Source organism: Vibrio sp. A11 (assembly GCF_013048705.1).
Taxonomy (GTDB): Bacteria; Pseudomonadota; Gammaproteobacteria; order Enterobacterales; family Vibrionaceae; genus Vibrio; species Vibrio metschnikovii.
Map to the genome: position 1 here is coordinate 37,444 of NZ_VHSI01000012.1, position 20,806 is coordinate 58,249.

Consider the following 20,806-nt stretch of genomic DNA (forward strand, 5'->3'; position numbering starts at 1 on the left):
AAAAAAATAAAAAATAAAAAATAAAAATCATACACTTAAAAAAACAAAATCAATAAAAAATCCACCTTAAATTAAAAACAAATAAAAGATACAAAAACAACAATAAAAAACAAACAACGACTCATCCAACCAGAATCAAATGATAACTTATATCATTAAGCTATTAGTGTATTCTTAAAAAAACAGCAATTAACTGAAAAATGACAAAACTCGCCAAGTAGTCTCCAAAACCAGAATAAACACATCATATAAACATTAAAGCAACATTATAAATAACTATAAATTCAATAACTTAAATTGAAAATGGATAATTAAGCGCCAATGAGAACAAGAGGTAACCAGCTCATAAACTCCTCTTCATCAAGCCGTAATCGGATAAACCATCACACTTTAAAGCCAACTTTTAAGGCTTTCAGCAAGATCCCCTTGATCAAGTCAATAAAGCAAGCTATTCTGATTACATAGATGAAACAGACAACAGAGGAGCAGTGTTATGATTTCTTCATCTCAAAAACAGGGATTGGTAATGATCGCGGTCATCGTAGGCTTAATGACACTGCCACTACTTTACTAACCCTTTGTTAAAAAAAGAAAACAATAAAAAACACATATAAAAAAGGACACTAGGTGTCCTTTTTTATATGTGTTTTTTATTGGCATCAGTAACAGATAAACCGAACGATGGCGCTAGCCTTGCTTAACTTATCGATACGGTTTAATTTTATTAATCGATAGCATAAGTCTCTAATCTAAAGCGCAAGATTCAGTCTCTGTGCTAGCTCTTGGGTAAAAAGTGGGGGAAAAACTTAGATAACTCATCCCAATGCAGATAATAAAACGTTACCGCCGCCATCGTCATTAATAACATCAGCATCACAGCAACACGCCAAATAAAGCGCCCACTACGTGGAGCGAGTTCTTTTTCACACTGAAGGCACGCAAGTAAAAACGCTTTCCTATCCGGCAAATGAAAATGATCTTCATGAACAATTTTATTGCGAATCGTAGCGATGTATCTCAGCTTTTCAATAATGTCATGCGGTAAACGCTCCTCGCAGCTAGAAATCAACTGATGCAAACCTTTACCTTGAGCATGATAATGCTGACGCAATAAGGTCTCTAATCTTCTCGTTCGTAATACGACTTGTTCTATCTCGGACATGTCTGCCTCCTTGCTTATACCTTTGCTACTTGAAGCTACAACGGTGTTGGCTACGGTCGTTCACCCCAATCATAGAGTCTGTCTATGCTCATGGGGACTCACTTGCCGCCTACCTGCAACTCCAAGTGGTTTAGGTATACACTACCACGATCCTATTGTTACCGATCGTAAAACGTGGCACGACTGAATTGTCGCGCCAGAAAAAATCTCACCGCCAAAATGTGAACTCAACCGAAAAATCTTGTTGCTTAATGCTGAGTTAATCACGCAATTTCGCTTCACTCCCCCTAAAGTCAACCACTTCGGTAAACTCAGTCTTCACTCTTTGTCTTTGGCTACTATCGAGCCCCGTCATGAGTTTAGCTCAGCGGCTTTTCCGGAGAATATAATGTCACCTTCTCTGTTACTTATCGTAACTATACTGGCCCTATTATTGATTGGCTTATGGTTATTTAGTCGTTTTTTTCGTCAACATGTTCAAGGTGAAAATGCCCCTGAACGTACCGCCTTCGTCACCGTTTTAGACAAACAAATCGTGGTCATAGATAACCCACTTCCCGAACAAGAGGAACAAGAATATTGGATTTATGTCCAAAAAGGGACATTGGGCCCGAAACGAGAATTTCAAATTGGCCCGCATTACTACCACGCTTTAAATCCAGGCGATCAAGGCATACTGACCTACCAAGGACGAAAATTTCTCCACTTTGCTTTGAAAACTTAAGGCAGTAACCAACGAGTGGCTGTCGACCTTGATAAAGCATAACTGGTGAGTAATGCCCCCGCGCCACTCAATAATACCCAAAGTGGGATGACCCATAAGGGATGGCCGTCATACCATGCGTAAGTTTTCATTGGCCATAGGAAAATCGGATGCAATAAATAAATGCCCAAACTGTGCTGGCTGATGATCACTACCCAACGCTGCACTGCACTTGGTAATCTTTCAGCTAATGAGCGACACAACACAAAGACCATGATCGCCGCAGCAACGACATTAAGCGTTTTATACGATAACCAACGCCCAACCGTATACCGCCCGTGCATGAGACTCAATTCCAGTACCGCTTGGACCGTCATATACAGTGCAAACGAGCCCAGAATGACAACTAATAATAGGCTAAAAGACGATAGCCGCAGCTTTTGGTACAGCAGGTAACCTAGAGGCAAATAACCGCTATAGAGCCAAATCTCATGACTCCATGGCCCGTCAATACCAAATAAGTACAAGCCTGTTGTAATTAACCATATCGTCACCAAACTGTACCAAAAGCCATCATCGACTCGATTAACTAACCAATGTAAACAAGGAATAAGTAAATACAGCGGGATAAAATAGTAAAAGAAGCCTAAATGGTAATAGGTCTCTTGATGAGGGCTATCAATCAACGTTTGTTTTACTACGTTGAGGTCAAATCCGCGAATACTCCAGCCGCTTAAGTAAGCGTAAAACAGCGACCAAATCACAAAGGGAACCACCACTTTGCCTAATCTTCGCTGAAGGTAATAGCGTAACTCAAATGGCCTTGGGTCGCTCAGCATCAAGGCGCCAGAAATCATAATAAAAATCGGCACAGCCCAGCGACTAAGGCCATTAATCGTCACCGCGCTGATCCATTGTGGATCAGCAATAATCCCCATCATCGACCGATAAGGCGCTAAGACATGAATCGCAATCACTGCAATAGCAGCAACACAACGCAATAAATCAAAAAAAATCACTCGCTTAGTCATAACGTGCTCTAGAGGTGGTGAATAAGCAACAATCCCGCTCCCCCTAGAGCATAGACTGATGGACTTAGGGTTACCCAAAATAGAAAAATAACTATAACGGATGGATTTAAAAGAGAGGTAAAAATAAAGCTAATCGTCTGTCAATGGTGAGTTCATCAATCAAAGCGCAACCCAGTTCCATCGGTTTAACCTATTAAAACAATACCCACAACCCATTTTCTTAACACCTCATCGGGCGATAACATAGCTTCAACGTTTGCAAAACAGCAAAATCTTGTCATCGATTACCATCGATCGTTATAAAAATATTAATGAGGTGAGTGTATGAAAACCAATCTTATCGGCCTAGACAGTCATCAAAGCCAGCAACTCGCTGCATCCTTAAACCAGTTATTGGCTAATTACCAAGTGCTGTACATGAACACTCGTGGTTACCATTGGAATATCAAAGGCAAAGCTTTTTTTGAATTGCACAGTAAATTTGAAGAGATCTACACCGATCTACAAGCCAAAATTGATGAGTTAGCCGAACGCATCTTAACGCTTGGTGCTCAGCCCTTGCACAGTTTTAGCGCCTATTTACATGCCACGGAAATTGCAGAACACACTAACGCAACCGATGGTCAAACGACCATGCAAGGGCTGGTGAACGGCTTTGGTGCATTAATTACTCAACAGCGCGCGATCCTCGCATTTGCCGCTGAAGTTGGCGATGAAGGCACCAGCGCACAAATGGGTGACTACATTCGCGAGCAAGAAAAACTGGTCTGGATGCTTAACGCTTGGCTGCAATAAACCGAAGTCGAAGCTTAAACAGATCACGATTACTGAATCATTAAACCATCCATAAATAATCACCACCCTTTTGACCGGCGCGTATTCCCTCCCCAAAGACAAGGATGAATAAGCGCACGGTCTTTTTTATTGGCGGATCCAATCCATCAAAAAAGTGAATGGGTGCACTGCTAATATTGTCATGCCTTTATACAAACGATTTGGCGTTGCAGGTAGGCATTGCAATTCTGGTTGACTGGCTTATGCTAGCCAAGTCGGTCCTTTGCAGACGGCACCTCATCATCCATAGATTAGATAAGCTCATGCCAAACTCTTATACTCAAGAAGCCCAGTTTCAATACGCTATGCAGCACGATATCGCACCATGTTGGCAATCTCGTCAGCAAGGTTATCACCTGACGCTTGATAATAAACGGCTCTATTGGTGCTCGCTTACCGCTGCGCAGCATAATAAAGTGATTATCATTGTTAATGGCCGTATTGAGTCTGCGTGTAAGTATCAAGAACTCTTCTATGACTTATTTCACCAAGGGTATGATATTTACTCTTTTGATCATCGAGGCCAAGGACTGTCAGAGCGACTGATTGCTGACCCACAAATGGGCTATGTCGAGCAGTTTGATGATTATGTGCGTGATATGGATGAACTTATCACTAGGTTTCCACTGCAAAACTACACGCAACGCTATCTGTTGGCTCACTCAATGGGCGGCGCCATTACCACACGCTACTTAGAAAGTTATCCAAACCACCCTTTTGATGCGGTTGTACTTAGTGCCCCCATGCTGGGGATCAATATGCCTTGGCAGTTGCGGCCAATCGCCTTCACTCTGACCAAGCTGCTCAGTGCTACCTATGCGACTCCCCATTACGCTCCCGGCTATGGCGCTTATCTGCCAAAACCTTTTGCCACTAACCAACTTACCCACAGCGCTGTTCGCTACCAATGGTTTCGTGAGCTGTATGAACAACAGCCACAACTAAAATTGGGGGGACCAAGTGCACATTGGGTTTGGCAAAGCCTACTGGCGATTAAACGTTGCTTTAGAGAGATGAAAAGTATTCGTCTCCCCTTGTTATTGCTGCAAGCAGGACAAGATACGATTGTCAGTAATCACGCTCAAACTCGCTTCATGACGCAATTAGCACGCACCAACCCTCAAGCCAAGATCGAGATTATTGATGGCGCAAGGCATGAGTTACTGTTTGAAAGCGATCATTACCGCACTCCCGTGTTAGATAAAATCCTGGCTTTTTTTGCACAGCATTCCCAATAATGACCACGCATTGCCAATAGAGGAAAAGAACCCGTTCTAGGTTTACCCTCTTTTGGACAATCATTTTCACTTACACTAGTCTGCCACAGTTATGCCTTGGCATTTTAGCAGTACAACGAGGGTTTTATGACCACTGAACAAACAACACCGGTACGTATTGTCGCTTCCGATCTCGATGGCACCTTGTTAGCGCCTAACCATCAATTAAGTGAAATCACCAAGCAGACGCTGCACGCTCTTCATCAACAAGGTTTTACTTTCGTATTTGCTACCGGACGACATCATATTGATGTTGCTGGCATTCGTGAAATTGCTGGCATCCCTGCCTATATGATCACCTCAAATGGCGCTCGAGTGCATGATCAGCATGACAAAGAACTGTACAGTAAAAATGTACCTGCAGAGTTAGTCCAAGCGATCATCGATCTGGTCAAACACGATGACGATATTTATGTGCATATTTATCGCGATGACGACTGGTTACTCAATCGTGAAGATGAAGTACTGCGCCATTTCCACGAAGACTCCGGCTTTACTTATCAAGTCTTTGACGTCAATGCAGCCCCGAATCAAGGCGTCGCTAAAATCTTCTTCACTAATACCAAACAAGATCATGAGCAGCTCGTCCACTACGAAAACTTAATTAACCAACATTTCGCCGGACAGCTGAGTGTAGCTTTCTCAACCCCTTGGTGTTTAGAAGTGATGGGAGCGGAGGTATCGAAAGGCGAAGCGCTACAAGCGATTGCTCAATCTCTAGGCTTAACACTGGAACACTGTATCGCGTTTGGTGATGGCATGAACGATGTGGAAATGCTTTCAATGGCAGGTAAAGGATTAGTGATGGCAACGGCACATGAAAAAGTATTTCGCGCCTTACCCAATAACACCGTTATCGGCAGTCACGCCGACGACGCCGTCGCTCATTACCTACAGCAGCACTTACTGGGTCATAACCAACAATAGCTGTCAACAAACCACGTGAAGTCAAACAAAAGGGGATAATCACGCCTAACTCTGGTTGTGTTCATCCCCTTTATAACTCGCTCCAAAAGAAAGCAATAAACAATATCAACCCTTCACCCCTTCTTGGGCGATGATCGCTTGCCACTCTGACTCGCTGAGTGGCATCACCGATAACCGATTCCCCTTTTTCACCAAAGGCAATGCCGCCAGTTCCTGCAGTAGTTTTAGCTCTGACAGTGGGATCAAACGTTGAGTTTTACGTACAAACTCAACATCAACCATCAACCAACGCGGTGACTCTGGGCTCGATTTAGGGTCGAAATACGCGCTGTTGGCATCAAATGCAAAATGATCAACATAAGCTTCCCGTACCACTTGCGCAATGCCCGCCACACCAATATTCTGACAAGATGAATGATAAATCAGCACCTTATCACCTTCTTTGACAGCATCGCGTAGCCAATTTCTTGCCTGATAATTGCGTACCCCTTCCCAAGGCGAAACCTTTTGTGTTCGTAAAGTGTCAATAGAGAAGGTATCCGGTTCAGTTTTAAACAACCAATATGCCATAATGAAGCCCTATATTTTTGTATGTTCTGCCACGAGGAAGAGAGAACATGAAGCAGCTAACCACACTAGCCGCCCTTTTTGCGCTGCTTGCTATCCAAGCGTGTTCATCACCACCACCTGAGCAATCAGCGGTGGCGCCAAGCTCAGAGCCGATCCCTGCGACTCTCGATAACCCTGCCAGTGTAAAAATGCAAACCTTTATCCTGCGTGGCGAAGTCGTTCTCGGCCCAGATGTCAGCTCATTAACCCCTTGTGATAGCAATAACCAGTATTGGTTAGACTTATCACCGGAACTCAAACAACAAGCGAGAGCAGTGGCTCATCAACCTTATCAAGCTCTCTATGGTGAGGTCATCGGTTATCTGACGCCACCGAGTCAAACGGGATTTAATGGTGATTATACCGCACGCTTTGTCGTCCAGCAGATCAACCAACTGAGCGCAGAAAACCCTCAGCGCTGCCAGCATCCCTCACGTCCGACCCGCGCTTTTGGTACGGAACCGTTTTGGTCCATTCAATTCACGCCTCAAGGGCTAGAATTTCAGCCTTTAGGCGGCGATAAACAGCATTTTATGATTGAGAATAGCCAACTGTCGACTCAGCAACGTCATTATCAGTTTCCAGAAGGCCAGCTCAGTTTAGTGCGTGCCGTTTGCTCCGATAACATGAGTGACACGCTTTACAGTTGGCGATCAACCTTAACTTTATCCGCAACCACTTATCAAGGCTGTGCAACATTGAGCAACGTCGATACCACGCAAACTTGGGCGGGTACCTACTTTGCAAGTGCCAGTGATCAACGCGGATTTGGCGTCACGCTAGAGCTGAACGCTGATCACAGTGCCATCACACGTTATCGTTATTTGAGTGGCGAACGGGAACTGGTTGAAAAAGGTTATTGGCAACAGCTCAATCCTAAGCAAGTGCAAGTAGTCATGACCCACCATCAACAGCAATACTTATTATCAGAACGGATTTACACCCGTGATGGCTTCCAGTTGCATGCTGATAAAGAAAAAATTGGCCACCAAGTCTATCCGATTAGTGAAGGGGGCCTGACGCTCTTTCAAGCCAAAAGCGTCACTGACGAGCAAGCGACCTTTCATCGACCAACCTTAAATGACCGTCCGCAGTCTATCCCCTCTCGCGGTGATTATGATGAGCAAGTCGACCAAGCGATCAAACGCTATTTTGCTCTGCACAAGACCGACCCAAGTCATGTCCATTATCGCTGGTTGAAGTACGACTTAAATGGCAACCAAACACCAGAGTTGCTCGTTCAACTGGACTGGTGTCAGCAAGACCAATGCACCTTACTAATTTTCGAGCAAAAAGCCGGAGAGTGGCGTTTTAACAGCCGTATCAATCAGGTCACCACGCCTTTTCAACTCGGTAAGCTCGCTCATCATGGCTGGCAAGATCTGATGTTACCTCTCAGACGTGATCAGCAAACCCAGCATTATCAATTAGCCTATAATGGCATCAGCTATCCGGTCACCACTCGCGACGCTCAACCGGCGCAAACAACACAGATCAGCGGTGTCACGCTGTTTGCCGATGGATTAGCACCCAAAAGTGGAGTGAAATTATAATGGCTTGCTTAGAATGTGGTCTCGAATGGCAATGTCTTTGCTCTGCGGTTCCATCGCTCACCGGCCCATTAACCCTCTCGTTACTGATGCATGAAAATGAGTATCAACGTGAGACCAATACGGGTCGCTGGCTGGTTAAAGCCTTGCCCGATTGCGCAGACTATCTCTGGCAGCGACGCACGCCGCCCACTGCCTTGCTCGAACGCCTCAATGATCCAGGCTATTACTCGCTGTTAATTTATCCCAGTGAGCACAGTGAACCTGTCGAGCAGCATCTGCAACATGCACAAGATAACGGACAAATCCCTCACTTTATTGTCTTAGATGGCACTTGGCAGGAAGCGAAAAAAATGCTGCGCAAAAGCGCATGGTTAAACCTACCACATGCCCATTTAACGACCATGCAAACCTCTCACTACCAGCTAAGGCGTAACCAGCAAACGGGACATTTATGCACCTTAGAGGTAGCCAGTGAATTGCTCAAGCACATCCACCAACCTCAGCAAGCGCAGGCATTGACCGATTTTCTCGACACATTCATGAAAACCCTACAGGCCGACAAAAGTGGCCATCGATTACGCGAGCACTCGCTGACGTAAGCGCATAGGCTGACCTAAGTAAAAACCTTGCAGGTAATCAACGCCCATGTCTTCGCTTATCTGACAGACGGTTTGGTTATGGACAAATTCAGCCACCGTTTTGGCATTCAAAACTTGGCAAAGTTTGATCAATTGCTGAGCAATTTTACGCTGCTTAATGTCTTGATCGATATTACAAATTAAACTGCCATCTAGCTTAATGACTTGCGGCTCTAATTTAATAATCTCGTCAATATTCGAGTAACCACTGCCAAAATCGTCAACAATAATTCGCACGCCTAAACGCTTAAAGTGCTCACATACTTCAATCATCTGGCCATAATCTTTAATCTGTTCATTTTCGAGCACTTCTAACCCCACTCGCGATGGATCAGTCAGCGATTTCACCGCGGCCTCAAGACGCAGTAGCGTGCGTTCACTCATTAAATCTTGCGGAGAAAGGTTAATTGAAAACGCTTCATGGCGATCACGCATGATATCAAAGGTGCTTTTTATCATTTGCCGACTTAAGCGCGTGTAAAGATGACTGCCTTCGATGATCGGCAAAAATCGTCCCGGTAGAATAATCTCCCCGTCGTCTTCAATGCGCACCAAACACTCATAAGAAGCCAGTTGATGAGAATGAGCATGTACGATCGGCTGGCCGTACACCAACACATTATTATCCAAAACCGCCCGGCTCACACAGGATAACCAGCCCAATCGTTTTTGACGTAATTCATCTTGAGCACGTAATCGCGTCGCACTACAAAAATGCCGATTACGCTGAAAGGCATGCCGACGTGCTTCAATCGCGCGTAGCAATAAATCGTCCGCATCTTCAGCCGGAAATTCTTTACGGCTGACTAATCCCGCGCACAGCGAAACAGAAACATAATCCACTTCCGGTAAACCATAAGGTTCAAAATTGACATGCTCAAGCTGCTCAACAAATTGCGAAAACAGACGATGAATCTCTTCTTCATCGCGATCAGCGCTAAACACCGTCGCCCACTCGCCAACACCAATCGCATACAGTGAACTCAGGCCTGGCAGATGTACCGTCAGGTAATCTTGGAAATGGCCGGTTAAATCAACCAATAACTGATCACCAACTTGATAACCGTATTTTTCATTAATCTGATGGAAGTTGGTCAATTTTAGCGCGAGTAAATGTTCACCATTCACCATCTGTAATAGCCGTTCACGCAGCACCACTCGATTAGGTAAACCAGTACGTCGATCGACTCGATAGCTCGCGGTAAGCAAGGAAGCTTGATCTTGAATCTTCTGGGTCAAATCACGATTCATCTCGTCCAGATCATCTAACGCATTACGAATCAGACTGAATAACGGGGCAATTTCATCGTGTTTGGTGACATAGGCAGGGCTTAACGTAGTCTGAGCTGGCGTGCCTTCACGCAGAGCGAGATAGGTCATACTGTGATGAAGCATGCGTTGTGATTGTCCGTCATGCCACCACTCACCCGCTAAATAGCCACCATGAGTGGCCGCTTGGTTTTGTAAAGGCAGCAGTTCTTGGTTACCAGCAATAAAGTCCAAACGTGAAGTACAACTGTAAATCACGATTTGCTCGGCTTGGAATTCACGTAGTCGCTCAGCACCGATCGAGATTTGTTCCAAGGTTATCGATGGATGATCAAAACAAAACCGCACCTCATCCCCTACCGCTAATGGCGCATTAAAAAGTAAGCTCCCATCTTGTTCGGCAAGCGGCATGTATACGTCTTGTAAAGTGGCCTCACCTTTCATTAGCGGGAAATGGCTCAATCTCTCCAGCGGTACCGATTGACCATTGCCCAAGTAACGATCATACAATTGACGAATCGGTATATCATCGATACGTTGTACCATGCAGCCATTGGCAGCCGTGACCCGAAAGGTTCGCCCAACCGGATTCCACTCCGTATAAGCCCCAGTTTGAACGTGTAAGCTCTCGCTATGCAAGGCGACACTCACCATCGCTTGATGATATAACTGTCGCCCGAGCAAAACCCATTGCCCTTGTTTCGTTTCGGTGGCTAACCCCCCTGCGACGATAATCCCCGGAGCAAAGGTATTCAAGGCATGAAAACGCGCCTTATCATCAATGTGAGTTTGACTGACAAAACACACCATTAGCTGAGAGTCGGGCTGTAACATCAAGCCATCAACTAACGCTTGGGTGTCTTTTCTTCCAGAGTGGGAAAGCGCTTGCGCGGAGCAGGTAAGTTGAGTATTAGCAAAGTGACTGAAGATCAATAACGTACCGTCGTGGTACAACTGACCATCATGAATCATCGGTTCAGCGCTCAAACCAATCACCTTGGCCTCAGGATATAGGGTCAATAATCTATCAACCCATGCTTGAACTTTCTCTATCGATTCACTGGACATTAATTGGATCAGTAATTGACCCGCCTTGGCCAAGGCGTGATGAATAGGTAATTCAGGAACCTCAGATTGTGCCGGAAAAAATAACGATGTTGTGAACATACTCTCACTAACTCAGACTGCGAATACAACTTGTATCATTTGTGCAACTACGTTAATGATTAACCATATAGATCACAATGTTTATTCAAGAAATCAATTGATTAAGTTGCTCTAGTCGATGAATTTCAACATCAGGCAAAACCGTTGTACGTGAGTTTTCACGCAAAGTGAGACCTTGATCGTTATACCAACACGATTGGAAACCATTTTGCTTCGCCCCTTGCACGTCGGTGACCAAGTGATCGCCAACATGCAAAATCATTCTGGCCGGAAGCGCTAACCTGTGACTAGCTTTCTCAAAAAGATCCGCATAAGGTTTAGCTCGCCCATCGGGACCAGCCTTCAGTACGCTCTGAAAGTAGCCACTTAACCCAATTTGCTCAACATCAACATTACCATTGGTGATCGCAATCAACGGCAGCTTTTCCGCTAGAGAACTCAATACCTGATGTGTCATTGGTGGTACATCAACCAAATTACGTAAGCGTAAGACTTCATGGATCGTTTCTTCTGCGACTTGTTGCGCCAAAGATGCAGAGTAGCCTAACTGCAACAATCCTTGTCTTACCTGCTCAAAACGCCACTGGGTAACATCGTGGCGCAACCAAGGATCTTGCACTGCAATCTGCCGCTTGAGGCTTACCCACCATGCGTTAGGTTGGCTAGCGGTCAATGGATGCTGCTGATGCAACCATTGCGTCACCTGCTGTTCTAAACGCTCAATCACTGGATGGTTATCGTACAAGGTGTCATCCAAATCAAAGCTCATCGCTCGAATCGGTCCTAACTGACGGTAAAACAGCATCAACTACTCCTTGGTTTTCTTTTTGGCTCGTGGATGAGCTTGGTCATACACCTCAGCAAGATGTTGAAAATCAAGGTGAGTATAAATTTGCGTAGTTGAAATGTTCTCATGGCCTAGTAATTCTTGTACGGCACGCAAATTATTACTCGATTCCAACACATGAGTGGCAAACGAATGACGCAGTTTATGAGGACTGATATGACTGGCCACCGACTGCTTGTGCCCCCACTCTGCCATGCGTTTTTGTACGCTGCGATGCGAGATTCGACCACCGAGCTTAGAAATAAATAACGCCACTTCCTCGCCTTTCAATAGCGAATCACGCACCTTCAACCATTTACCCACCCACTCTTTGGCTTGCCCTGAAAACGGTACTTTCCGTTCTTTATCGCCTTTACCAATCACTCGAATCTCGCCGCGGCTAAAGCTGAGATCTTTAAGATTAATCGCCACCAGCTCTGCCAAACGCAAACCAGCGCCATACATTAACTCCATCATCGCTCGATCACGAATCGACAGGGGGTCATTGTCGGTCACCTCAAGCAACTGGGCCATCTCATCAACATCCAGGTTTTTCGGCAGTGGCCGCTGTTTTCGTGGCGCAGAAACTCCTTTGGCAGGATTGGCGCTCAACTCACCCCGTAAAATTAAAAAATCAAAGAAGCTACGTAAAGAAGATAAACGCGTCGCTAAGCTGCTGGCTTTCATTCCATCGCGCATCCCTTTACTGGCTAGCTGACGAACCCAAGCCGCATCGACGTGTTGCCATTCACTCACACCGAGATGATGAAGATGACCAGCCATAGCCTGTAGCTGCTGCTGATAATTACGCTGAGTATGTAAACTCAAACCTTTCTCACTGCGCAAATACTCATAAAAGCGCAATAGCGGCTGAGCTAACCCGCTCGGTAATACCGACGTTTCTTCACTCATTGCGATCACATTGCCAAGGTAACACGGTGATCAAGTGGCTCAGCAACAGCGCCAAATGACGTAAAAAAAGCGTATCCATGCAAGGTTGAAAATGGCCACCATCGGGGCTGGAAAAGGCCAGAATCCCTTGTGCGGCATTCTGACCAAGAGGCAATACGACATAAGAGCCCATTTCGGGTGCCGCACACTGATCGCCAAATAATAACCCGCGATCGGCTTGCCGTAATCGACCTAAATAGGCTTGTTTGCCATTAAAATGATTGGTTGAGAAACGCTGCAACGACTCTTGGTTGATGCGGTATTCCGCCAGCGTTGTATCAACTAAGCGCAGATAGGCCATTAGTCCAAGTCGCTGCGCGGTCGCTTCAATCGCTCGACATACGGCAGGTAAACTCGAACACTTTAATAACTGTTCTTGTAAATCCATAAATTCATGGAAAGTGCGATCATTATTGGCGGCAAGAGACATTAAAGCGGTGATCTCTTCTTCCAACTCTTCAATCCGCTGCCGTTGACGGGCCATTTGAACATGAACCAGAGAAACGGCCCCTGCCTGTGGATGTGGCAGGGACAAGCGTTCCACCAATTGAGACCGGTGCTGGAAAAAATCGGGATGATCGGTTAAATATTCGGCCACGACCTCTGCGGTCAGAGCCTCTACCTGTGGTTGCAACAAAACACATCCTTACTTTAGCAAGAGAGTTGACCATCAAACACGTGAGTTGCCGGTCCTGTCATATACAAAGGCTGTCCTGGGCCTTGCCAACTGATCTCCAAACGACCACCGGGCAAATTAACCGTAACGGTATCATCCAACAAATCTTGTAAGATGCCGACCGCAACGGCGGCACAAGCACCGCTACCGCACGCCTGAGTTTCACCAGCACCACGTTCGTAAACCCGCAGATTAATTTGCTGACGATTGACAACCTGCATAAAGCCAGCATTAACACGCTCAGGGAAACGTTCATGCGACTCCAATAAAGGACCGATTCGTTCAACTTCAGCGCTAGCGATATCCTCTACCACGGTCACCACATGAGGATTACCCATACTGACGGCGCCACAAAATAGCGTCTGTTCATCGACGCGCATAATGTACGTTTTTTCCGCTTGCTTAGCGCGAAACGGAATTTTACTCGGTTCGAATTCAGGAATGCCCATGTTCACGCACACCTGATCGTCCTCTTCAATGCTCAGAATGATTTTGCCTTTTTTGGTGCTGACACTCAGGCTGTACTTATTAGTTAAGCCTTTCATGCGCACAAAGCGCGCAAAGCAGCGTGCGCCATTGCCACACTGCTCCACTTCACTGCCATCAGCATTAAAAATCCGATAGTGAAAATCGGTTTCTGGATCATACGGCGCTTCAACCACCAAGAGCTGATCAAAACCGACCCCAGTATGGCGATTGGCTAAACGACGAATCAGCTCCGGAGAAAAGAACACGTTTTGGGTAATACAATCAACGACCATAAAATCATTGCCCAAACCGTGCATTTTAGAAAAATGGAAATGCATAAATGATCACTTTACTCCGGCAAAATAGTTTCTAACGCCCAAAGACTCGCTAGCGCTTCACGTTGACGAACAAGATGAATCTTATCGTCATCCACCATCACTTCTGCCGCTCGGGTCCGAGTATTGTAGTTGGATGACATCACAAAACCATACGCGCCCGCAGAACGAACTGCCAACAAATCGCCTTGCTCTAGCACCAACGCGCGATCTTTACCTAAGAAGTCGCCCGTTTCACACACCGGGCCAACCAAGTCATAAGTCACGGCTTCACCGGCACGCGGCGCGACCGGCACAATATCCTGCCAAGCTTGATACAACGCTGGACGCATCAAATCGTTCATTGCCGCATCAATAATCGCAAAGTTTTTATGCTCAGTGTGTTTTAAGAACTCAACTCGCGTTAATAACACCCCAGCATTGGCAGCAATGGCACGACCAGGTTCAAAAATCAGCTCTAAATGTGGATGATTGTGCAAGCGAGCCAACAGGGCTTTCGCGTAATCTCCCGGCTGAGGTGGACGCTCATCACGATAGACCACACCCAGACCACCACCGACATCCAGATGCGCGATGGAGATCCCTTCGGCGTGCAATTGGTCAATCAGCGCCAGTAGACGATCGGTAGCATCAATGAATGGCTCGAGCGCCGTCAACTGAGATCCGATATGGCAATCAATACCGCGCACATTGATGTGCTCCAGACTGTGGGCCAGACGATACACTTCTGGCGCACGTTCAAAGGCAATGCCAAATTTATTATCGCGCAGGCCTGTCGAAATATAGGGATGAGTATGCGCATCGACATCTGGATTGATCCGCAACGAGACCGGCGCTGTCACGCCAAGCTCACCCGCCACTTGATTTAATAACAGTAGCTCAGGTTCCGACTCAACATTAAAGCACTTAATCTGCAATGTCAGTGCACGTTTCATCTCAGCCGCCGTTTTTCCTACTCCAGAAAAAACCACTTTACTTGGGTTACCTCCCGCAGCCAGTACACGCTCTAATTCGCCACCAGAGACAATGTCAAACCCTGATCCCAAACGAGCTAACGTATTTAACACGCCTAAATTGGAATTGGCTTTCACCGCATAGCAGACTAAATGTGGGTGTGCGCCAACGGATTGATCAAAGGCATGCCAATGGCGCTCAAGCGTGGCTCTTGAATAAACGTATAACGGGGTGCCGAATTGCTCAGCTAACTGCGCGAGAGAGACGTTTTCTGCCCAAAGCTGACCATCTTCCTGATAATTAAAGTAATCCAAAATAATGTCCCTTAATCTAATGTCTTGAATTTACTGATTCTGTTCACTCGGTTGAGCACGATCAGGCGGATATAGCGGACCCGTTTGTCCACACCCTGCTAACGCAAGAGCAGATAGCAAAAATAGGGCTGTTATGGTTTTTTTCATTGTGCATATCGTAATTATTGACTCAATGCTCTCTATAATCGCACCACAATCAGGAAAAGCAATAGCATAGACAGGATGAACGACGCTGAATTTTATCCACGGGTTGGCAGTTAATTCGAATACATCAGACAAATAAGGGGGGAATCATCATCGAATATTTCGCGCAACGCAGCCAAGCTGTCGGCTGGCTGGTGGCATATCAAAACATCATACCTCACCAAAATGAGGTGGTTCGATAGCCGTCGAGAATCAATCACAGGCTGCGATAAACTCAAACGATGTAAAATGGCAGAGAGGAAACAGCCTAAATCAGGCATCACGCGACTAGGGTCTGTTGACCTTAGGCATTGATCACTTTTGAAGGACGAGAATAAACCGAGGAGTCATTACGATAAGGCACCACATAGCTCTCTCCTTCCTCAGGATGAATAATTTGGTAATACTGGGGCAGATTAAAGTTAATTAATTTAGCAGCAATCTGATTATCATCTTTTACTGACGTATAGAAGCTGTTAACACTGGTGATCATCTCATCTTTTTCACCGCTACACTGATGATACACCTCAATCCGATTCGCTTCGTCGAGCACGTAAATGTTAAAGCCCTGCTCAGTATCCTCAAAAAAGAACTGCACTAAACCTTCACTGGCAAAGCCATCAACCACATCCGGCAGTTGATAATCTTGCTCGCGATCCAACATCAGTAATGGGGAGCCTTTGAGTTTATTACTCGAAATGCTGCGATAAAAATCGACGGAATTTTCTAAGCGTTGTACCGAGACCCCTCGTCGCTCAAAAAACAGGCCATACATCTGTTTACCAATCCGCATCGCTTTAAACCGACGCCGCTTCTCTTGCTCAACAGGCTTCAAACGCAAATCAATACACTCTGCAAGCAATTGATAAATCAAATTACGCATCACGCCACGCAAATGTTTGCTGTAGCAAAAGACATCCACCGACTCAGGAGGAATCGCATCTTGGTGCATCTTACCTAATACCGTTTTCAGCGCATCCAATATCGCAGTTTCGCCTTTAAAGTGCAGGGTACGCACTTCTTGCCAAGAATTGCGATACACCAGATCAACACTGCCGACTAAGCATTGCTGCTGCTCAGAAAAACTAAAAATATCCAAACGCTTAACGTCAACCTTAAGCGATTTGCCCGTGAGTTGGGTGGTTGGATCATTTTCAAAATTAATGAACATCGCCAGTTGGCTGATTTCGCAAGGGCTAGCGAGCGCGGCCATCGTCGGGCGACGTTTATGTAACGAGAAGGTATTTCTTAGATCACTGACCATTTGATAAAACTTATCGAGGTCGAGATGCGCATCACGCACAATAGAATGTAAATGCGTCGATTCGGTGATTAAGCCATTAAAGAAGGCCCACGCGACAAGTTTACTTAAATATTCGTGATGATCTAAACAGCGCTGACCAATCATGCGCTCTGCCCGTGGCGGCTGCTTATACAAATACCACCCTGGAGGGTTGCTTCGTCCCGGACGAACTTCAATAAAAGTCAGATCCGGTTCATGCAAATCTGGGGAGATTTGTGGATTAAGCAGCGTCACTTTGCCGGGCAGCACTTCAAACGCGGCATACAATTTACGCGCGAGAATAGAAATGTCTTGAGGGCTGATCGCCGAAGTGATGTCATGCCGACGCGCAAATTGAATCAAGTTACGATAACTGAGCATTAACGCATCCAATAAAGCATGATGAACAGTTTTTACTTGCTCTACTTTCCAATGACGGCGGTTATCTAGCTGCTCAATTGTTGCTGCATCCCACTGCCAATCTTGAACCATTTCAGTTAAGGCTTCACGCCGCCACGCAACTGACCCCGCGCTTGGATCTCGCGATAATTTCTCATGGGTTTTAAGATAAAAACAGCGGCGAACTAAATCAAGTCGTGAATAGTCACCAATTCGCTCTAAGTAGCGAGTGACTTTTTTCAGCATCAAATAGTACGCGTCCATCCCATAGAGATCGGGCTCATGGGCAAAAAAGCGTCGTTTAGTATCAATGCTGAGTAATTGAGTATGGGGATATTCCCAAGAGTAAGCTTCTAATAAGGTCGCTTTTAAGACCGATTTATAAGGCGAGTCAATACTTTTATACAATTGCCATAAATTGGCACCAAAATACTCTTCGGCAGGAATTCGATTTAGGCGTCCAAAATCAATCCATTCACTGCAATCAATGTAGTGATTAGCACACAATACATTGACGTATTCATCGTAGCACTCTTCCATTTCAGGCGGTACGATTTGCCACAATAAGCGCTTACCGGCCAAGCGAACCGCAGAACGATAGAACTCATCCAACAACAAAAGGTGTTGAGAAGAACCGCAGTTCTCACCGGTCATTTGATCCGATTGATTATGACGAAAACGCTGTTCATCCATAATAAAGAAATTGGCTTCGACACCTTGGCTTTTTGCCCAATCGGTGATCAGCAAACATTTGTTGCTTAAGCGTTCACGCTGTTCGCAGCTCATACTGGCCGCCACACATACCCAAATGTCTAAATCACTTGAGGTACTTTGGCCAATCGATGACGTGCTTCCCATCGTGTATAAACCTAAAATACTCGGCTGACTAGGAACCGGCAGCGTTTCTCCTAAAGCCAATTGCGTATCATCGATTAATTGTTGCTGAATCGGATCTAGGCTAAAACACTCAATACCGTGTGGCACTTGCTGTTCAAAATAGCCGGGGATCAAAGGATGGTTGTAGTGCAGCAAAGCGGGGATCAGATGAAAAACACGCTGACCTTGTAAATCCATAAGCGCCAGCGCACGCTCAGTGCGTTGCCGGTTAAGATTATCTAATCGCTGAATTAAGGTTTTTGTGTAAGCCTGCAAGGTTGGTTCCTTGGTTGAAACATTAACGCCCGCTTTGGATATGTTTTGTACGACAGACTAAACAAAACGTGATCAATTTAACACTTTAAATCCGCTGGGTAAAGTCATCTGCACTCTCTATCATACTAAAGTCGTAATTGATTGAGCAAATGACGACTCTAAAACACAAACGCGGCAGTACTGCTCATTTACTGTCTATTTTACTCGATATCGCCACAAACACCACTCAACTTGCTGGCTTACTTCGTCAAGCGAAGAGCGGTTTAGGAGGATACCAACGAGAAGCTCATCACACTATTTTCACTAAAAATCATCAATTTAGTCACAAATGAGCTTCATCGCTATCTAGTATTAAAACTTTCCTGCGCACAATGTTAGGATGTCAGTATTGTTGACTGTTTATCGGGATTATCATGACTTCCACGCCTCCAATTCGTATTGCCACTCGGCAAAGCCCGCTCGCTTTATGGCAAGCACATTTTGTAAAAGATGCCTTACAAGCTGCTCATCCACACTTAGCGGTAGAGCTGGTGACTATGGTTACTCGTGGTGATGTGCTATTGGATACGCCTCTCGCCAAAGTCGGTGGGAAAGGGCTATTCGTTAAAGAATTGGAAGTCGCGATGCTGGAAGGACGCGCCGATTTAGCCGTCCATTCGATGAAAGATGTGCCGGTAGATTTTCCAGACGGATTAGGATTAGTCACGATTTGCGAACGTGAAGATCCCCGTGATGCTTTTGTCTCTAATACCTACCACTCCCTTGAAGCGCTGCCTCATGGTGCCATTGTCGGTACTTGCAGTCTTCGCCGCCAATGCCAAATTAAAGAAGCGCGCCCTGATATTATCATTAAAGAATTACGCGGCAATGTAGGAACGCGCCTAGCAAAATTGGATGCTGGGGAGTTTGATGCCATTGTCCTTGCCGCGGCAGGATTAAAACGCTTAAAACTGGAACAGCGCATCGCCAGCTTTATATCTCCAGAACAATCGCTCCCAGCGGTTGGTCAAGGTGCTGTCGGTATTGAGTGTCGCTTAGATGACCAACGTCTCCTCACCTTACTCGAACCCTTAAATCATGCCGATACTTATGATCGCGTGATCTGCGAACGAGCAATGAACCTGACCTTACAAGGTGGCTGCCAAGTGCCTATCGGTAGTTACACCGAATTAGACGGTGAGCAGATCTGGTTACGTGCTTTGGTTGGCGAGCCAGATGGCTCACGGATCATCCGTGGTGAGATTCGAGGCCCACGCCAACAAGCCGAACGCCTAGGCGTTGAATTAGCCCAGCAACTGCTTGACCAAGGTGCGCGTGATATCCTCAATAAACTCTACGCTGATCACGAGTAAACCATGGCGATCTTGGTCACTCGCCCAGAGCCACAAGGCGAAGCACTGTGCCAATTACTCCAGCAACATGGACATCACGCACTGCATCATCCATTAATCCGTATCGACGCTGGAATGGACTTAGCCTTACTCCGCTCAGAACTCTCCAGCTATGAGGTGATTGTTGTCGCCAGCCAACATGCGGTTAGTTGGGTTGAACACACGCTCCAAGCGGAGCGACTCTCGTGGCCAACCAGTGCGATTTATGTTGCCATTGGTCAAAAAACCGCACAGGTTTTAAGCAAAGCCAGCCAACAACTCGTACACTACCCCGAGATCAGTGATAGTGAACATCTTTTGGCGTTGCCAGCGCTACAATCGGTAGCCGGAAAACGAGTGGTCATCTGGCGTGGTAATGGCGGGCGAGAGTTAATTTACCAAACACTGCACCAACGAGGAGCCAACGTTGACTACCGTGAAATGTATCAGCGACGCCCCTTGCCTTTTGACGGTGAAACGGCGTTAGCACGTTGGCAAGCAGCCAACGTCGATACCTTAATCATTACCAGCGGTGAGCAGCTGGCGTTTTTTTGTTCACAACTGCCTCGCAAAGCTCAAGCTTGGACGAGGGCATTACGCTTATTGATCCCCAGTCAACGTATCGCTGAACAAGCACGAGAATTGGGGTTTCAGCATACAGTGATAACAGGAAGTGCGGCAAACCGCGATTTAGTGGCGGCTGTTTAGCCTTAACCCAGGATTTAG

Annotated in this window: 20 protein-coding genes; 9 read left to right on the top strand and 11 right to left on the bottom strand. The window is 45.9% G+C overall.

Annotation, left to right across the window (positions count from 1 at the left end; all coding sequences use genetic code 11):
- Positions 1-775: 775 nt before the first annotated feature.
- The gene (locus FKQ60_RS12830; protein WP_040903595.1) at positions 776-1,162 is read right to left on the bottom strand and encodes a hypothetical protein; all 387 of its coding nucleotides are present in this window, start codon (positions 1,160-1,162) and stop codon (positions 776-778) included.
- A gap of 388 nt (positions 1,163-1,550) precedes the next feature.
- Between FKQ60_RS12830 and FKQ60_RS12835 the strand changes: the two genes are divergently transcribed.
- Positions 1,551-1,886 (top strand): DUF2500 domain-containing protein, encoded by a 336-nt coding sequence (locus tag FKQ60_RS12835; RefSeq protein WP_154169828.1) that lies wholly within the window; start codon positions 1,551-1,553, stop codon positions 1,884-1,886.
- Here the strand turns inward: FKQ60_RS12835 and FKQ60_RS12840 are convergent.
- Positions 1,883-2,896: an acyltransferase family protein gene (locus tag FKQ60_RS12840; protein WP_170906617.1), complete on the bottom strand. Its 1,014-nt coding sequence runs from the start codon at positions 2,894-2,896 to the stop codon at positions 1,883-1,885. The two genes, FKQ60_RS12835 and FKQ60_RS12840, sit on opposite strands and share 4 nt — an antisense overlap.
- A gap of 324 nt (positions 2,897-3,220) precedes the next feature.
- On the opposite strand from FKQ60_RS12840, the gene FKQ60_RS12845 reads away from it, so the two are divergent.
- The 3 genes from FKQ60_RS12845 to FKQ60_RS12855 all read left to right on the top strand — a co-directional run bounded on the left by FKQ60_RS12845 (position 3,221) and on the right by FKQ60_RS12855 (position 5,934).
- Positions 3,221-3,691: a Dps family protein gene (locus FKQ60_RS12845; protein WP_154169824.1), complete on the top strand. Its 471-nt coding sequence runs from the start codon at positions 3,221-3,223 to the stop codon at positions 3,689-3,691.
- A 302-nt stretch (positions 3,692-3,993) separates the two neighbouring features.
- Positions 3,994-4,968, top strand: coding sequence for an alpha/beta fold hydrolase (locus tag FKQ60_RS12850; protein WP_170904950.1), 975 nt, complete (start codon positions 3,994-3,996; stop codon positions 4,966-4,968).
- 126 nt (positions 4,969-5,094) lie between these two features.
- A complete protein-coding gene (locus FKQ60_RS12855) occupies positions 5,095-5,934 on the top strand; it encodes a Cof-type HAD-IIB family hydrolase (RefSeq protein WP_170904951.1) in 840 nt (279 codons plus the stop codon).
- 105 nt (positions 5,935-6,039) lie between these two features.
- Here FKQ60_RS12855 and FKQ60_RS12860 read toward each other — a convergent pair whose 3' ends face one another.
- Positions 6,040-6,504, bottom strand: a complete 465-nt coding sequence (locus FKQ60_RS12860) for an EVE domain-containing protein (protein WP_040903590.1) — start codon at positions 6,502-6,504, stop codon at positions 6,040-6,042.
- Between the two features lie 47 nt (positions 6,505-6,551).
- Here FKQ60_RS12860 and FKQ60_RS12865 point away from each other — a divergent pair, with 47 nt between their 5' ends.
- Both FKQ60_RS12865 and FKQ60_RS12870 read left to right on the top strand, forming a co-directional pair.
- On the top strand, positions 6,552-8,096 hold the full coding sequence (locus FKQ60_RS12865; protein WP_170904952.1) for a hypothetical protein: 1,545 nt from the start codon (positions 6,552-6,554) through the stop codon (positions 8,094-8,096).
- A complete protein-coding gene (locus FKQ60_RS12870; RefSeq protein ID WP_170904977.1) occupies positions 8,090-8,695 on the top strand; it encodes a DTW domain-containing protein in 606 nt (201 codons plus the stop codon). The genes FKQ60_RS12865 and FKQ60_RS12870 overlap by 7 nt, the downstream gene beginning before the upstream one ends.
- Here FKQ60_RS12870 and FKQ60_RS12875 read toward each other — a convergent pair.
- The 8 genes from FKQ60_RS12875 to FKQ60_RS12910 form a co-directional block, all read right to left on the bottom strand.
- Entirely contained in the window at positions 8,672-11,071 is a 2,400-nt protein-coding gene (locus tag FKQ60_RS12875) for an EAL domain-containing protein (protein ID WP_249374170.1), read from the bottom strand. The genes FKQ60_RS12870 and FKQ60_RS12875 overlap by 24 nt on opposite strands.
- A gap of 184 nt (positions 11,072-11,255) precedes the next feature.
- Positions 11,256-11,975 (bottom strand): 5-amino-6-(5-phospho-D-ribitylamino)uracil phosphatase YigB, encoded by a 720-nt coding sequence (yigB, locus tag FKQ60_RS12880; RefSeq protein WP_170904954.1) that lies wholly within the window; start codon positions 11,973-11,975, stop codon positions 11,256-11,258.
- Between the two features lie 3 nt (positions 11,976-11,978).
- Positions 11,979-12,908 carry a tyrosine recombinase XerC gene (gene xerC / locus FKQ60_RS12885; RefSeq protein WP_004393922.1) on the bottom strand — a complete coding sequence of 310 codons (930 nt, stop codon included), beginning with the start codon at positions 12,906-12,908 and terminating at the stop codon, positions 11,979-11,981.
- A complete protein-coding gene (locus FKQ60_RS12890) occupies positions 12,901-13,584 on the bottom strand; it encodes a DUF484 family protein (protein WP_170904955.1) in 684 nt (227 codons plus the stop codon). Before FKQ60_RS12890 ends, xerC begins: the two co-directional genes overlap by 8 nt.
- Positions 13,585-13,598: 14 nt before the next feature.
- A complete protein-coding gene (gene dapF / locus FKQ60_RS12895; RefSeq protein WP_154169812.1) occupies positions 13,599-14,429 on the bottom strand; it encodes a diaminopimelate epimerase in 831 nt (276 codons plus the stop codon).
- 11 nt (positions 14,430-14,440) lie between these two features.
- Positions 14,441-15,694, bottom strand: a complete 1,254-nt coding sequence (lysA, locus tag FKQ60_RS12900) for a diaminopimelate decarboxylase (RefSeq protein WP_170904956.1) — start codon at positions 15,692-15,694, stop codon at positions 14,441-14,443.
- Positions 15,695-15,724: 30 nt separating this feature from the next.
- Complete coding sequence (locus FKQ60_RS12905) at positions 15,725-15,937, bottom strand: lipoprotein (protein WP_083797725.1); 213 nt, start codon at positions 15,935-15,937, stop codon at positions 15,725-15,727.
- 244 nt (positions 15,938-16,181) lie between these two features.
- On the bottom strand, positions 16,182-18,710 hold the full coding sequence (locus FKQ60_RS12910) for a class I adenylate cyclase (RefSeq protein WP_158137515.1): 2,529 nt from the start codon (positions 18,708-18,710) through the stop codon (positions 16,182-16,184).
- A 149-nt stretch (positions 18,711-18,859) separates the two neighbouring features.
- Between FKQ60_RS12910 and FKQ60_RS12915 the strand changes: the two genes are divergently transcribed.
- The 3 genes from FKQ60_RS12915 to FKQ60_RS12925 all read left to right on the top strand — a co-directional run bounded on the left by FKQ60_RS12915 (position 18,860) and on the right by FKQ60_RS12925 (position 20,788).
- Positions 18,860-19,042 (top strand): hypothetical protein, encoded by a 183-nt coding sequence (locus FKQ60_RS12915; protein ID WP_004393917.1) that lies wholly within the window; start codon positions 18,860-18,862, stop codon positions 19,040-19,042.
- Between the two features lie 81 nt (positions 19,043-19,123).
- Positions 19,124-20,062 (top strand): hydroxymethylbilane synthase, encoded by a 939-nt coding sequence (gene hemC, locus FKQ60_RS12920; protein WP_158137517.1) that lies wholly within the window; start codon positions 19,124-19,126, stop codon positions 20,060-20,062.
- 3 nt (positions 20,063-20,065) lie between these two features.
- Entirely contained in the window at positions 20,066-20,788 is a 723-nt protein-coding gene (locus FKQ60_RS12925; RefSeq protein WP_158144559.1) for a uroporphyrinogen-III synthase, read from the top strand.
- The last annotated feature ends 18 nt before the right edge of the window (positions 20,789-20,806 follow it).